Genomic DNA, 12,849 nt, shown 5'->3' with positions numbered 1-12,849 from the left:
TCCTCGGCGGACGGCGGAGAGCCCTGCGGGTTCCTCCAGCCTGCCGTGATAGTCAGAAGGGAACGGGAGGAGGCCGGACGTGACCGACACGACGCCCGTCGACGCCCTCCTCGCCGGACGCTACCTGCTCGGCGAGATGATCGGCTCCGGCGGCATGGCCACGGTGCACCGGGCGCACGACGAGCGGCTCGACCGCGACGTGGCCGTCAAGCTGTTCCGGCCCGACGTGGCCGATGCGCAGGACCTCCGCCGCATCCGCTCGGAGATCCGGATGCTCGCGGCCCTCAACCATCCGTCGCTCGTGACGCTGCACGACGCCAGCACGGGTGAGGCCGGGGACACCGCCTACCTCGTCCTCGAGCTCGTCGACGGCCCCAACCTCGCCGAGCTGCTCGCCACCCACCGGGTGTCAGCAGCGGAGTTCACGCGCCTGCTGTCGCAGGTCGCCGACGCGCTCGGCTACATCGCGGCCCGCGGCGTCGTGCACCGCGACGTCAAGCCCGAGAACGTGCTGGTCGCCCGCGACGACGACGGCTCGCTCCGCGCGAAGCTCGCCGATCTCGGCATCGCGCGCATCGCCGACGAGTCGCGGCTCACCACGGTGGGCGCGGTGATCGGCACCGCCCGCTACCTCAGCCCGGAGCAGGTGACGGGAGCCGACGTCGGCCCGGCGAGCGACGTCTACTCGCTCGGCATCGTCCTCCTCGAGGGCCTCACCGGCGCCGACCCGTTCCCCGGCACCGGGACGGAGCAGGCCATCTCGCGCACGGTCCGCCGCCCGGCTCTGCCCGCGCGCCTCTCCCCCGGAGACGCCGACCTCGTCGCCGACATGACCGCCGTCGATCCGGAGGACCGCCCGAGCGCCCGGGAGGTGCGCGACCGCCTCCTCCGCTGGTCGTCGCCCGGGCCGTTCACGCCAGCGGGACGCCGGGCGGAGCCTGCGACCGCGGTGCTGCCCGTCGGAGACCGCACGGAGGCGCTGCCGGTGGACGACCGCACCGCTGTGCTCCCGCTCGACGACTCCACCGACGTCCTTCCTGTCGAGGACCGCACGGCCGTGCTTCCCGTCGCCGACCGCACCGCGGTCCTGCCCGTGCACGAGCGCGGCGTCGTGCCGAGCGACGATCCCACCGCCGTCCTCCCGTCCGCGAGGCCGCTGACTCCCGTCGCGCCGCCCGCGGACGTGCCCGCGCCCGAGCCCGAGCGGGGCCACCGGCGGCGGCACGTCGCCTGGGGCATCCTGCTGGTGCTGCTGCTCGGGGGGAGCGCAGCGGGCGTAGTCGCGGCGTGGCCCGCCATCACCGCCTGGGTGCAGCCGGGACCGGCCGAACCGCCGCCCGCGTATCCGGCCGTCGAGGGGCAGCTCGGCACCGACCTCAAGGCGCTCGGCGCGAGCATCGAGGGCGAGGGCATGACCGACGAGCTCACCCTCCAGCTCCGCGAGGACGTGCTCGCCGTCTCGGCGGCCGCGGCCGTCACCGATTACTCCTCAGCGGTCACGTCGCTCGAGACGCTCGCGGCGCATGTCGACCAGGCGGCCGTCGCGGACGCGATCAGCTCCGCGCGCTACCGGCAGATCCTCGGCTCGGTCGAGGCGGTGCGCGCCGGTCTCGAGGAGGCGGTCGCGGCCGAGCAGGCGGAGCTGCAGCGCATCCAGGAGGAGCAGGAGCGCATCCAGGAGCAGGAGGCCGCAGAGAACGGCGGCCTGTTCGACGGCCTGCAGGATCGCCTCGACCAGCTGCGCGAAGACCTGCAGCGCCAGGTCGAGCGCTGGACCGGCGAGACCCAGCCCACGCCGTAGCGCGCCCCGACGGCGGGCGTCGCGACGCTAGGCGGACGTGGCGAGCAGGCGGTCCGCCTCCGCGCGAGCCCAGCGCTCCGTCTCGAGGAGGCCCTCGAGCGTGAGCTCCGCGGACTCCGGCGTGTGCCGGTCGACGACGGCGCGGACGGTGTCGAGGATGCCGAGGAACGGGATGCGGCCCGCGTGGAACGCCTCGACCGCCTGCTCGTTGGCGGCGTTGAAGACGGCGGGCGCGCTGCCGCCGGCGCGGCCGACCGCCTTCGCGAGCCGCACCGCGGGGAACGCGTCGTCGTCGAGCGGCTCGAACGTCCATGCGCTCGCCGTCGTCCAGTCGAGCGGCACTCCGACGCCGGGCACCCGGTGCGGCCAGTCGAGGCCGAGGGAGATGGGCAGCCGCATGTCGGGCGGCGACGCCTGAGCGATCGTCGAGCCGTCCGTGAACTCCACCATCGAGTGCACGATCGACTGCGGGTGCACCGTCACCTCGATGCGGTCGTAGGGCACGCCGAACAGCAGCGACGCCTCGATCACCTCGAGGCCCTTGTTGACGAGGGTGGCGGAGTTCGTGGTCACGACGAGGCCCATGTCCCAGGTGGGATGCGCGAGCGCCTGCTGCGGGGTCACCTCGGTCAGCTCCTCCCGCCGGCGACCGCGGAAGGGCCCGCCGGACGCGGTCAGCACGAGCCGGCGCACCTCCTCGGGGGCGCCGGCGCGCAGGGCCTGGGCGATCGCGGAGTGCTCCGAGTCCACCGGCACGATCTGGCCAGGCCGCGCGATCCGGGTGACGAGGTCGCCGCCGACGATGAGCGACTCCTTGTTGGCGAGCGCGAGGGTCCGCCCCGCCTCCAGCGCCGCGAGGGTCGGGCCGAGGCCGACGGACCCGGTGATGCCGTTGAGCACGACGTCGCACTCGACGTCCCGCACGAGCTGGGCCGCCTCCTCCGCCCCGAGAGCGGTCGCCGACACCTCGAACTCGGCGGCCTGCGCCGCGAGCTCGTCCCGGCTTCGGCCGGCCGCGAGGCCGACCACCTCGAACCGGTCGCGGTTCGCCCGCACCACGTCGAGGGCCTGGGTGCCGATGGAGCCGGTGGAGCCGAGCAGGATCAGGCGACGCATCCGCCCATCCTGGCACTGCACGAGTGCACCGCCGCTGTCCCTAGGCTGGAGGGGTGTTGCGCGCGATGGGGGCCGCCGTGCTCGCGCTGGCAGGGTCGCTCGTCCCCGCGCCGCCGGCGGCCGCGGTCCCGGTGTCAGCCGAGCGGACGAGCATCTCGTGGCGGATCGCGGACGCCGACGACTTCCGGCCCGGACTGCTGATCAGCGACGACACGTTCTACAGCGCGGATGCGATGGATGCGGCGGCGATCCAGCGCTTCCTCGAGCGCCGCGTGTGCGAGCCCGAGGACGGCGTTCCCTGCCTCGAGGACTACACCGAGACGACGCCGGACGTGCCCGACGCCGGAGCCCAGCACTGCGCCGCCTACCGAGGCGGAAGCCGGCAGAGCGCGGCCGAGATCATCGCCCGAGTCGCGACGGCGTGCGGGATCAACCCGCAGGTCCTGATCGTGCTCCTGCAGAAGGAGCAGTCGCTGCTCACCCGGCCGACCGCCGCCGGCTACGAGCGCGCCACCGGCTACGCCTGCCCGGACGACGCGGACTGCGACGCCGACTACTTCGGCTTCTTCAACCAGGTCTACAGCGCCGCCTGGCAGTTCCGGCAGTACACCCTCTTCCCGGACGGGCGGGCGCACGTCGTCGGCACCGTCGACGTCGCCTACTCCCCCGACCCGGCCTGCGGGTCGGCCCCGGTCGAGATCCGCAACCAGGCGACCGCGAACCTGTACAACTACACGCCATACCAGCCGAACGAGGCGGCGCTCGACTCGCTCTACGGCGACGGGGACGCCTGCTCCGCGTACGGCAACCGCAACTTCTGGCGGATCTTCACCGACTGGTTCGGCGACCCCACCGAGGTGCGGTTCCCCGAGTGGCTCGGGCCCTGCGTCGTGCACGAGGCGGGCCGCCCGTGCGTGGACGACTACTGGGTGGAGCCGCCCGAGCGCTGAGCGAGGACCGGCGCCACCGTGGTCGTGGGCTTGTGCTCCACCGGGAAGTTCACCGAGGCGGCGATGAAGCACTTCGCGCTCGCCTCCGCGTGCAGGGTCTGCGCGAGCTCGGCGTGCGCCGGATCGGCGACCTCGACGACCGGGTGCAGCGTGACGGACCGGAAATGCCCGCCGCCGTCCGGAGTCTGCACCATCACCCCGGTCGCCTCGTCCCGGTACCCGGTGACGACCACGCCGTGCAGCACCGCGACGTGCAGGTAGGAGAGCATGTGGCACTGGCTGAGAGCCGCGACGAGCAGGTCCTCGGGGTTCCACCGGTCCGCGTTCCCCCGGAACGGACGGTCGGCCGAGGCCTCGAGCGGCGGCTTGCCCTCGGCGGTGATCACGCTCTCCCGGCCGTACGCCCGGTACCCGGAGGTGCCCTCGCCGCGGTTCCCGGTCCATTCGACGCCGATGCGGTACTCGTGATCGATCCTCATCGGGCCGATGCTAGCCGGGCGAGCCCCGCGATACGCCCGGTCTTGTCAGGGGCCGGGCGTAAGCTCGGAGGATCATGACTGACACGCTGCTCGAGAACCTTTCCGCGTCCTCCTCCGAGCCGGTCACCCCGCGACGCGAGGTGGTCACGGCGATCCCCGGTCCGAAGTCCCAGGCCCTCCACGAGCGGCGCGCCAAGGTCGTCCCGCCGGGCGTGCACTCGACGCTGCCGGTCTACATCGAGCGCGCGAACGGCGCGATCCTGCGCGACGTCGACGGCAACCAGTTCATCGATCTCGGCGCCGGCATCGGCGTGACGACGATCGGCCACACGCGTGAGAACGTGGTGGAGGCCGCCAAGGCGCAGCTGGACTCGTTCCTGCACACGCTCTTCACGATCACGCCCTACGAGTCCTACGTGCGCGTGGCCGAGCTGCTCGCCGAGCACACCCCCGGCGACCACGAGAAGCGCACGGTGCTCGTCAACTCGGGTGCTGAGGCCGTCGAGAACGGCGTCAAGATCGCCCGCAAGTACACCGGCCGCCGGGCCGTCGCCGTGCTCGAGCACGCGTACCACGGCCGCACCAGCCTCACGATGGCCATGAACTTCAAGGCGATGCCGTACGCGACCGGCTTCGGCCCGTTCCCCGGCGACATCTACCACGCGCCGAGCTCCTACCCCTACCGCGACGGCCTGACCGGCGCGGAGGCGGCGGCCCGCACGATCTCCTACCTGGAGAAGCACGTCGGCGCCTCCGACCTGGCCGCGCTCGTCGTCGAGCCCATTCAGGGCGAGGGCGGCTTCCAGACCCCCGCCGAGGGCTACCTGCCCGCGCTGCAGGAGTGGGCCACCGCCAACGGCGTCGTCTTCATCGCCGACGAGATCCAGAGCGGCATGGCCCGCACCGGCAAGTACTTCGCGAGCGAGCACTTCGGCCTGGTGCCGGACCTCGTGCTCTCCGCCAAGGGCATCGCGGGCGGCCTGCCGCTCGCCGCGGTCACCGGCCGGGCCGAGATCATGGACGCCGCGCACCCGGGCGGCCTCGGGGGCACCTTCGGCGGCAACCCGGTCGCCGCCGCGGCCTCGGTCGCGGTCTTCGACCTGATCGAGCAGGACAACCTGCTCGCCGAGGCGGAGCGCATCGAGGGCACCCTCCGTCGCGGCCTCGGCGCTCTGCAGGAGAGGTTCGACATCATCGGCGACATCCGCGGCCGCGGTGCCATGATCGCGATCGAGCTCGTCCAGCCGGGCACCGCGCAGACCACGAAGACCCCGTACCCGGAGGCGGTGACGAAGCTGGCGGCGCACGCCGCGCAGAACGGCGTCCTCGTCCTCACCGCGGGCACCTACGGCAACGTGCTGCGCTTCCTGCCGAGCCTCGCGATCAGCGATGAGCTGCTCGAGGACGCGCTCAGCGTCCTCGCCGACGGCCTCGCGTCGCTCTGATCCGAGTGACCACGGGCTCCATCCCCACGGCCACGAACGCCCCGAAGGGGACCGCTGCGCTAGGCGCCTCGGCCGAGCTCGCCGTCGTCGAGCGCAGCGGTTTCGTCGAGTCGCGGCACGCCGGCTCCGCCGTCGTGCTCGCACCCGACGGCTCGGTGCTGCGCTCGATCGGCGACCCCTCGGCGCCCGTCTTCCCGCGGTCGGCGCTCAAGCCGTTCCAGGCGCTCGCGTCGCTCGCGAGCGGAGCCGAGCTCGACCCCGAGGAGCTCGTGCTCGCCACGGCGAGCCACACGGGCACCGAGGAGCAGGCGAAGATCGTCCGCCGCGTGCTCAAGAAGGGGCGGCTCGGCATCTCCGCGCTGCAGTGCCCCGCGGACTGGCCCGAGGACAGCGCCTCCCGCGACCAGCTGGTGGCGGGAGGCCACGGGCCGCTCTCGATCTTCCACAACTGCTCCGGCAAGCACGCGGCCATGCTCCTCGCCTCCGTGGCGAGCGGCTGGGACCCGCGCTCCTACCTCTCCCCGGAGCATCCCCTCCAGGAGCGGGTCCGCGAGGTGGTCTCACGCATGACCGGCGAGCAGATCCTGCGCACCGGCGTCGACGGCTGCGGCGCCCCGGTGCACGCGATCACCCTCACCGGCCTCGCCGCCGGCTACTCGCGCGTCCGGACGACCCGCTCCGACTCCCCCTTCCCGCTCTACCGCAACGCGGCCGCCCTCACCGCGGCCGTGCTCGCCCGCCCCGACCTCATCTCGGGCGTCGGTCACCCGGACGCGATCCTCATCGAGGAGCTCGGCGCGCTCGCGAAGCGCGGCGCGGAGGGCGTGCTCGCGGTCGCGCTCGAGGACGGCACCTCGGTCGCGGTGAAGGTGCTCGACGGCAGCCTCCGCCCCGCCGCGGCGGTCGCGGTGTCGCTGCTCGCGGCGGTCGGCGCGATCGACTCCCCCGCCCTCACCCGCGTCCGCGCCCGCCTCGACACCGCGGTGCAGGGCGGCGGCGTCCCGGTGGGTGAGCTGCGGGTCACCTGCGCCTAGCGGGCGATCCCACTCCGTGTTCAGCAGGCTCGCCGCGGTGTTCAGCAGGCACGGACGCGGTTCAGCAGGCAGAACTGGTTCCAATCTGCCTGCTGAGGCGCTTCGGCTCCTGCTGAACCCGGTGCTGTGCGACCTTCCCCGGCACGGAGGCGACTTCGCAGGCACGGCTCGTCCTCGGCAGGGACTGACTCGTGCTCAGCAGGCACAGACATGGCTCAGCAGGCATGACAGGACCGGATCTGCCTGTCGAGCCATGTCCGTTCCTGCTGAACCGGTCGGCGCTCCTGCTGAGCGGACCGGCGCGTTCCTGCTGAGGAAGGTGAGCCGGCGTCCCGGCGGAAACGGATTCGCAGGTCTTCGGACCCGAGCACGTCGTGCGCTCAGCGGATGGCCGCGCGCTTGCGGCGGGCGTTCGCGCTCAGCTGGCCGATCAGCACGACCGCGATCGCGAGCAGGAACACGGCCGACGCGATGACGTTCGCCTCCGCCGGGATCCCGCGCGTCGCCGCGGTGTAGATGAACGTCGGGAACGTGTTGACGGCTCCCGAGTTGAAGTACGTGATGATGAAGTCGTCGAAGCTCAGCGAGAACGACAGCAGCGCCGCGGCGAGGATGCCGGGGACGAGCAGCGGGAACGTGATCCGCCAGAACACCTGCGACGGCGAGCCGTAGAGGTCGCGCCCCGCGTCCTCGAGCGCAGGGTCGAGGCTCGCCACGCGCGCCTTCACCGTCACGACCACGAAGCTGAGGCAGAACATGGCGTGCGCGACGATGATCGTGCCGATGCCCTTCGGGACGCCCGCGGTGAGGAACTGGGCGGCGAGGCCGGCGCCCATCACGACCTCCGGGGTCGCCATCGGCAGGAACAGCAGCAGGTTCGTCGCCGCCCGGAACTTGAAGCGGTAGCGGACGAGCGCGATCGCGATCATCGTGCCGAGCACCGTCGCGATCACGGTCGCGCTGACCCCGATGAGGATGCTGTTGCCGAACGCCTCGCAGACGCCCGGCTCGTTGCAAACGCCCAGCCAGTTGTCGAGCGTGAATCCGCGCCACGAGATGTTGGTGCGCACCGAGTCGTTGAACGAGAACACGATCGTGTAGACGATCGGGATCAGCAGGAAGATCAGCGCGAGCGTGCAGTAGACGGGCAGCAGCCACTTGCCCACCCCGATGCCGACGCGGCCGGGACGGCGCGCGGGCGCCTGCTCCTCCGCGCCGATCTCCTGGCCGAGGACGAGCCCTGCCTGGTTCTGCCCGCTCACAGGAGGTCCTCCGTTCCGGACCGGCGCACGTAGAACCCGACGAGCACCAGGATCGTCGCCATCAGCAGGATCGAGAGCGCAGCGGCGGCCGGGTAGTTCAGCTGGACGAGGAAGTTGCTCTGGATGACGTTGCCGATCATCGTCGAGCTGGTGCCGCCGAGGAACTGGCTCGACGCGTTGACGTAGTCGCCCGCCGCGGGGATGAAGGTCAGCAGCGTGCCCGACACGATGCCCGGCATCGACAGCGGCAGGATCACCGTCCGGAACGTCGTGAACGGCGTCGCGTACAGGTCCCGGCTCGCCTCCACCACGCGCAGGTCGAGCCGCTCGAGGGTCGTGTAGAGCGGCAGGCACATGAACGGGATGAAGTTGTAGGTGAGGCCGAAGACGACCGCGATCCCGGTGCCGGTGATGTGGTCCTGCGGTCCGAGCAGCGACAGCGCCTTGAGCGTCGTCACCACGAAGCCCTCGTCGGAGAGGATCTGCTTCCAGGCGAGCGTGCGCAGCAGGAAGCTGATGAACAGCGGCGCGACGACGAGGATCAGCAGCAGGCTCTGCACGAGAGGCCAGCGGCGCATCGTGACGCCGATGAAGTAGGCGAGCGGATAGCTGAAGAGCAGCGCGAAGACCGTCGCCAGAACCGCGTAGAGGAACGAGCGGAGGATCTGCTCGCTGTACTGGCCGACCACCTGCAGGTAGTTCGCCCAGTTGAACGTGAAGTCGTACTGACCGAACACCGTCTCGGACGGCGACTGCAGCGACGTCATGACGAGCGAGATCAGGGGCGCGAGGAAGAACAGGAGCAGGTACGCGATGCCGGGGATGAGCAGCAGCAGGGCGATGCGGCCGCCCCGGCGGACACCCGACGAGCCGGTCGCCGCGGGCGAGCCCGCGAACGCGGTGAGCGCCACGCCCCTAGCCCTCCACGCCGCTGACGAGCGCCTCGTGCGCCTGCTCGAGGGCCGAAGCGGCCGGGGCGTCGGCGAGGCCGAAGCCGTGCTCGACCCGCCAGGTCACCCACACCTCCGCTCCCGGCTCGACGACGGGACCGAACACGAGGTTCTGCGCGAAGACGATCACGGTGCCGACGTGCGGGACGTCGATGAGGTACTGCGTGCTGACGCCGCTGAAGGAGACGTCGGTGACCCGTCCCGGCCCCAGCACGTTGACGCCGGCCATCGGCGCGGGCTCCTCGGTGACGAGCAGCAGCTTCTCGGGGCGGACGCCGACGGTCACCGCGCCCGTGGTCCGCTGAGCGCGGTCGATGGGCACGAGGATGCGGCGCCCCGCCACGTCGACCCCGAACGCGCCCGATCCGGACTCGGCGACCGTGCCGCCGAACAGGTTGGACTGGCCGAGGAAGTTCGCGACGAACGCGGTGCGCGGCAGCTCGTAGATCTCCTCGGGTGCGCCGATCTGCTCGATGCGGCCCCTGTTCATCACCGCGACCGTGTCGGCCATCGTCATGGCCTCCTCCTGGTCGTGGGTGACGTGCACGAAGGTGAGGCCGACCTCGCTCTGGATGTTCTTGAGCTCCAGCTGCATCTGCCGGCGCAGCTTCAGGTCGAGCGCGCCGAGCGGCTCGTCGAGCAGCAGGAGTGCCGGCCGGTTGACGACGGCACGCGCCAGCGCCACGCGCTGCTGCTGGCCGCCGGAGAGCTGGGCCGGCTTGCGGTCGGCGAGGTGGTCGAGCTCGACGAGGCGGAGTGCGGCGTGCGCCTTCTCGACCGGGTCGCCGATGCCGCGGCGGCGCAGGCCGAACGCGACGTTCTCGAGCACCGTCATGTGCGGGAAGAGCGCGTAGCTCTGGAACACGGTGTTGACCGGCCGCCGATAGGGCTTTGTGTCGGTCACATCGGTGCCGCCGATGAGGATCCTGCCGGCGGTCGGCTCCTCCAGCCCGGCGACGAGGCGGAGCGTCGTCGTCTTGCCGCAGCCGGACGGGCCGAGCAGCGCGAAGAAGGTGCCGGCCGGCACCGTGAGGTCGAGCTCCTCGACCGCCGTGTAGCCCGGGAACTGCTTGCGGACGCCGACGAGCTTGAGGTCGGCGCCCGACTCGGCGAAGAGGCCGCGCGCCATCAGGCTCCCAGACCCACCGACTCGAAGTCCGCCTGGTACCGCGTCTGCTCCGCGTTGGTGAGGGTGCGGAAGATGTGCGCCTTCGCGAGGGTCTCCTCGTTGGGGAAGATCAGCTGGTTCTCGACGAGCTCCGGGGCGATGTCGGCCATGGCCTCCTTGGCGCCCTCGACCGGCGTGATGTAGTTCACGTACGCCGCCACCTCGGCGGCGATCTCCGGCCGGTAGTAGAAGTCGATGAGCTTCTCGGCGTTCGTCTTGCGCGGCGACCCGATCGGCACCATGAAGTTGTCGCTCCACAGGGTGCCGCCGGTGTCCGGCAGCGCGAAGCCGAACTTCTCCTCGCCGAGCTCGCCGTTGATGGTCGTGATGTCACCCGACCACACGATCGCGGCGAGGGTGTCCTCGTTCTTCAGGTCGTCGGCGTAGGAGTTGCCCTTGATGTTGCGGATCTGACCGGACGACACCTGCTGCTGGAACACCTCGATCGCGGCCGCGAACTCCTCGTCGCCCCAGTCCGAGCTGGAGATGTCGATGCCCTGCGCGAGCATGAGGAGGCCCATGGTGTCGCGCATCTCGGAGAGCACGCCGACGCGGCCCTTGAGGGCCGGGTCCCACAGCTCCTCGACGGAGGTGAGGCCGTTCGGAAGCTTCTCCTTGTTCCAGGCGAGGCCGGCGAAGCCGCTCTGCCACGGCACCGAGTACTCGCGGCCCTCGTCGAAGTCCGGGTTCTGCAGGCTCGGGGTGAGGTTCGAGAGGTTCGGGATGTTCGCGTGGTCGAGCTTCTGCACGTAGCCCTGGCCGATGAGGCGGCTGATCATCCAGTCGGTGAGGCAGACGACGTCGGCGCCGATGTCCTGCCCGAGCGCGAGCTGGTCCTTGACCTTCGCGTAGTAGGTGTTGTTGTCGTCGACGGCCACGTCGTAGGTGACGGTGAGCCCGCTCTCCTCCTGGAAGGCCTGGAGCGTCGGGTAGTTCCCCTCGTCGTCCTCGTCGATGTAGAACGACCAGTTGGCCCAGGTGAGCGTCTTGTCGCTGTCGGACTTGTCCGCGGCGGCGGAGGGCTTGGCGGCGCCGCCGCCACCGCCCGTGGAGCAGGCCGCCAGCGCGAGGGCTGCGGCGGAGACGCCGGCGCCCTGCAGCACGGTGCGGCGGCCGACCCGCCAGGCGCCCGCCTGGGCGATCAGCGCTCGAATGCCAGCGTCGGTGGGCAGTTCGCGGGGGGACATCGCCGCTCCTTCCGATCCGTTCGGGCACCGCCATCGGTGCGTGGTCCGATCCTGGCACAGGGACGTGAGGATCGTTGCGCCGTCGGCGCATATCGACCACTTCGAAACACAATCTTCACGAATTCCGTGCCGGAAGCGCCGGTCCTCCTCCGTATTCGGAGGTTTTCGTCATTCCGGCGCGGCCGGGTGCCCGCACGGAGTCCGCTTCCGGCGCCGGTGTGCGGATCGCGTCTCCTTCTCCTGCTTGCGCTTCGGATTCCGTCGCGCAAGGTGCAGTCGGGCGGATGAAATCGGCGGTTTTCTCGCTATCGTGGGCTCATGCGCATCGGTGTCCCGCGGGAGATCAAGAACAACGAGTTCCGGGTGGCCGTCACGCCTGCGGGCGTGCACGACCTGACGGCCGGCGGCCACGACGTCGTTGTCGAGGCCGGGGCAGGTGAGGGGTCCGGCATCCGGGACGCGGACTACGCCGCGGCCGGCGCCCGGCTGGCCGGCACCGCCGACGAGGTGTGGTCGACGGCCGAGCTCCTCCTCAAGGTGAAGGAGCCGATCGCGAGCGAGTACCGGCACTTCCGCGACGACCTCGTGCTGTTCACCTACCTCCACCTCGCCGCGGAGCGCGAGCTCACGACCGCCCTCCTCGACTCCGGCACGACCGCGATCGCCTACGAGACCGTCCAGCTCCCGAACCGGTCGCTGCCGCTCCTCGCGCCGATGAGCGAGGTCGCGGGCCGACTCGCGCCGCTCGTCGGACAGTCGACGATGCTGAGCCCGAACGGCGGACCGGGTCTCCTGGTTCCGGGCGTCCCGGGCACGCGCCCCGCGAAGGTCGTGGTGCTCGGCGGCGGCGTGGCCGGCACCAACTCGGTGCAGATGGCGGTCGGCCTCGGCGCAGACGTGACCGTGCTCGACACCAACCTGTTCCGCCTCCGCGAGATCGACGCCCTCTATGCGGGCCGCGTGAAGACGACCGCCTCCAACGCCTACGAGATCGAGCGGGCCCTCCTCGACGCCGACCTGGTCGTCGGCTCCGTCCTCATCGCCGGCGCCCGCACGCCGAAGCTCGTGAGCAACGACCTCGTCTCCCGGATGAAGCCGGGGAGCGTGCTCGTCGACATCTCGGTGGACCAGGGCGGCTGCTTCGAGGACTCGCACCCGACCACCCATGCGGAGCCGACGTTCCCAGTGCACGGCTCGCTGTTCTACTGCGTCGCCAACATGCCGGGCGCCGTGCCCCACACCTCGACGTACGCGCTCACCAACGCGACCCTTCCCTACGTCCGGGCGATCGCCCGGCTCGGCTGGCGCGAGGCGCTCCGGGCGGATCCGGCGCTCGGGCTCGGCCTCAACGTGCATGCGGGAGCGCTGGCGAACCAGCCGGTCGCGGCCGCGCACGGCCTCGGTCACATCGCGCTCGAGACCGCGCTCGCGGCGTAGCGGCCGGACGCGTCAGCCCG

Annotated in this window: 11 protein-coding genes; 5 read left to right on the top strand and 6 right to left on the bottom strand. The window is 71.5% G+C overall.

The window, feature by feature from the left end:
• The first annotated feature begins 79 nt into the window (after nucleotides 1-79).
• The gene (locus tag J3P36_RS13375) at nucleotides 80-1,801 is read left to right on the top strand and encodes a serine/threonine-protein kinase (protein WP_210508702.1); all 1,722 of its coding nucleotides are present in this window, start codon (nucleotides 80-82) and stop codon (nucleotides 1,799-1,801) included.
• 27 nt (nucleotides 1,802-1,828) lie between these two features.
• Here J3P36_RS13375 and dxr read toward each other — a convergent pair whose 3' ends face one another.
• Nucleotides 1,829-2,917, bottom strand: a complete 1,089-nt coding sequence (gene dxr / locus J3P36_RS13370) for a 1-deoxy-D-xylulose-5-phosphate reductoisomerase (protein ID WP_210508701.1) — start codon at nucleotides 2,915-2,917, stop codon at nucleotides 1,829-1,831.
• Nucleotides 2,918-2,970: 53 nt separating this feature from the next.
• Between dxr and J3P36_RS13365 the strand changes: the two genes are divergently transcribed.
• A complete protein-coding gene (locus J3P36_RS13365; RefSeq protein ID WP_307807100.1) occupies nucleotides 2,971-3,867 on the top strand; it encodes a hypothetical protein in 897 nt (298 codons plus the stop codon).
• Here J3P36_RS13365 and J3P36_RS13360 read toward each other — a convergent pair.
• Complete coding sequence (locus J3P36_RS13360) at nucleotides 3,840-4,346, bottom strand: OsmC family protein (protein WP_210508700.1); 507 nt, start codon at nucleotides 4,344-4,346, stop codon at nucleotides 3,840-3,842. The genes J3P36_RS13365 and J3P36_RS13360 overlap by 28 nt on opposite strands.
• A 74-nt stretch (nucleotides 4,347-4,420) precedes the next feature.
• Between J3P36_RS13360 and gabT the strand changes: the two genes are divergently transcribed.
• Complete coding sequence (gene gabT / locus J3P36_RS13355; RefSeq protein WP_210508699.1) at nucleotides 4,421-5,791, top strand: 4-aminobutyrate--2-oxoglutarate transaminase; 1,371 nt, start codon at nucleotides 4,421-4,423, stop codon at nucleotides 5,789-5,791.
• Between the two features lie 5 nt (nucleotides 5,792-5,796).
• Nucleotides 5,797-6,825 (top strand): asparaginase, encoded by a 1,029-nt coding sequence (locus J3P36_RS13350; RefSeq protein WP_307807099.1) that lies wholly within the window; start codon nucleotides 5,797-5,799, stop codon nucleotides 6,823-6,825.
• Nucleotides 6,826-7,205: 380 nt separating this feature from the next.
• On the opposite strand, the gene J3P36_RS13345 is transcribed toward J3P36_RS13350, so the two are convergent.
• From J3P36_RS13345 to J3P36_RS13330, 4 genes are read right to left on the bottom strand one after another with little or no spacing between them, the layout of a single operon-like run.
• Nucleotides 7,206-8,045: an ABC transporter permease gene (locus J3P36_RS13345; protein ID WP_307807111.1), complete on the bottom strand. Its 840-nt coding sequence runs from the start codon at nucleotides 8,043-8,045 to the stop codon at nucleotides 7,206-7,208.
• Nucleotides 8,046-8,083: 38 nt separating this feature from the next.
• Nucleotides 8,084-8,998 carry an ABC transporter permease gene (locus tag J3P36_RS16840; RefSeq protein WP_210508698.1) on the bottom strand — a complete coding sequence of 305 codons (915 nt, stop codon included), beginning with the start codon at nucleotides 8,996-8,998 and terminating at the stop codon, nucleotides 8,084-8,086.
• 4 nt (nucleotides 8,999-9,002) lie between these two features.
• Nucleotides 9,003-10,166: an ABC transporter ATP-binding protein gene (locus J3P36_RS13335; protein ID WP_210508697.1), complete on the bottom strand. Its 1,164-nt coding sequence runs from the start codon at nucleotides 10,164-10,166 to the stop codon at nucleotides 9,003-9,005.
• Entirely contained in the window at nucleotides 10,166-11,392 is a 1,227-nt protein-coding gene (locus J3P36_RS13330) for a PotD/PotF family extracellular solute-binding protein (RefSeq protein ID WP_210508696.1), read from the bottom strand. Before J3P36_RS13330 ends, J3P36_RS13335 begins: the two co-directional genes overlap by 1 nt.
• A gap of 318 nt (nucleotides 11,393-11,710) precedes the next feature.
• Here J3P36_RS13330 and ald point away from each other — a divergent pair, with 318 nt between their 5' ends.
• Nucleotides 11,711-12,829: an alanine dehydrogenase gene (ald, locus tag J3P36_RS13325; protein WP_210508695.1), complete on the top strand. Its 1,119-nt coding sequence runs from the start codon at nucleotides 11,711-11,713 to the stop codon at nucleotides 12,827-12,829.
• Nucleotides 12,830-12,849: the final 20 nt, after the last annotated feature.

This window comes from Naasia sp. SYSU D00057 (genome assembly GCF_017916505.1).
Classification (GTDB): domain Bacteria; phylum Actinomycetota; class Actinomycetes; order Actinomycetales; family Microbacteriaceae; genus Naasia.
Note: the sequence above shows the minus strand (reverse complement) of the source record. Positions and strands in the feature narration are given on the sequence as shown.

Excerpts from the sequence above, each read along its gene's own strand:
- dxr (WP_210508701.1), bottom strand. The coding sequence starts at position 2,917 with ATGCGTCGCCTGATCCTGCTCGGCTCCACCGGCTCCATCGGCACCCAG.
- J3P36_RS13360 (WP_210508700.1), bottom strand. The coding sequence starts at position 4,346 with ATGAGGATCGATCACGAGTACCGCATCGGCGTCGAATGGACCGGGAAC.
- gabT (WP_210508699.1), top strand. The coding sequence starts at position 4,421 with ATGACTGACACGCTGCTCGAGAACCTTTCCGCGTCCTCCTCCGAGCCG.
- J3P36_RS13335 (WP_210508697.1), bottom strand. The coding sequence starts at position 10,166 with ATGGCGCGCGGCCTCTTCGCCGAGTCGGGCGCCGACCTCAAGCTCGTC.
- J3P36_RS13330 (WP_210508696.1), bottom strand. The coding sequence starts at position 11,392 with ATGTCCCCCCGCGAACTGCCCACCGACGCTGGCATTCGAGCGCTGATC.
- ald (WP_210508695.1), top strand. The coding sequence starts at position 11,711 with ATGCGCATCGGTGTCCCGCGGGAGATCAAGAACAACGAGTTCCGGGTG.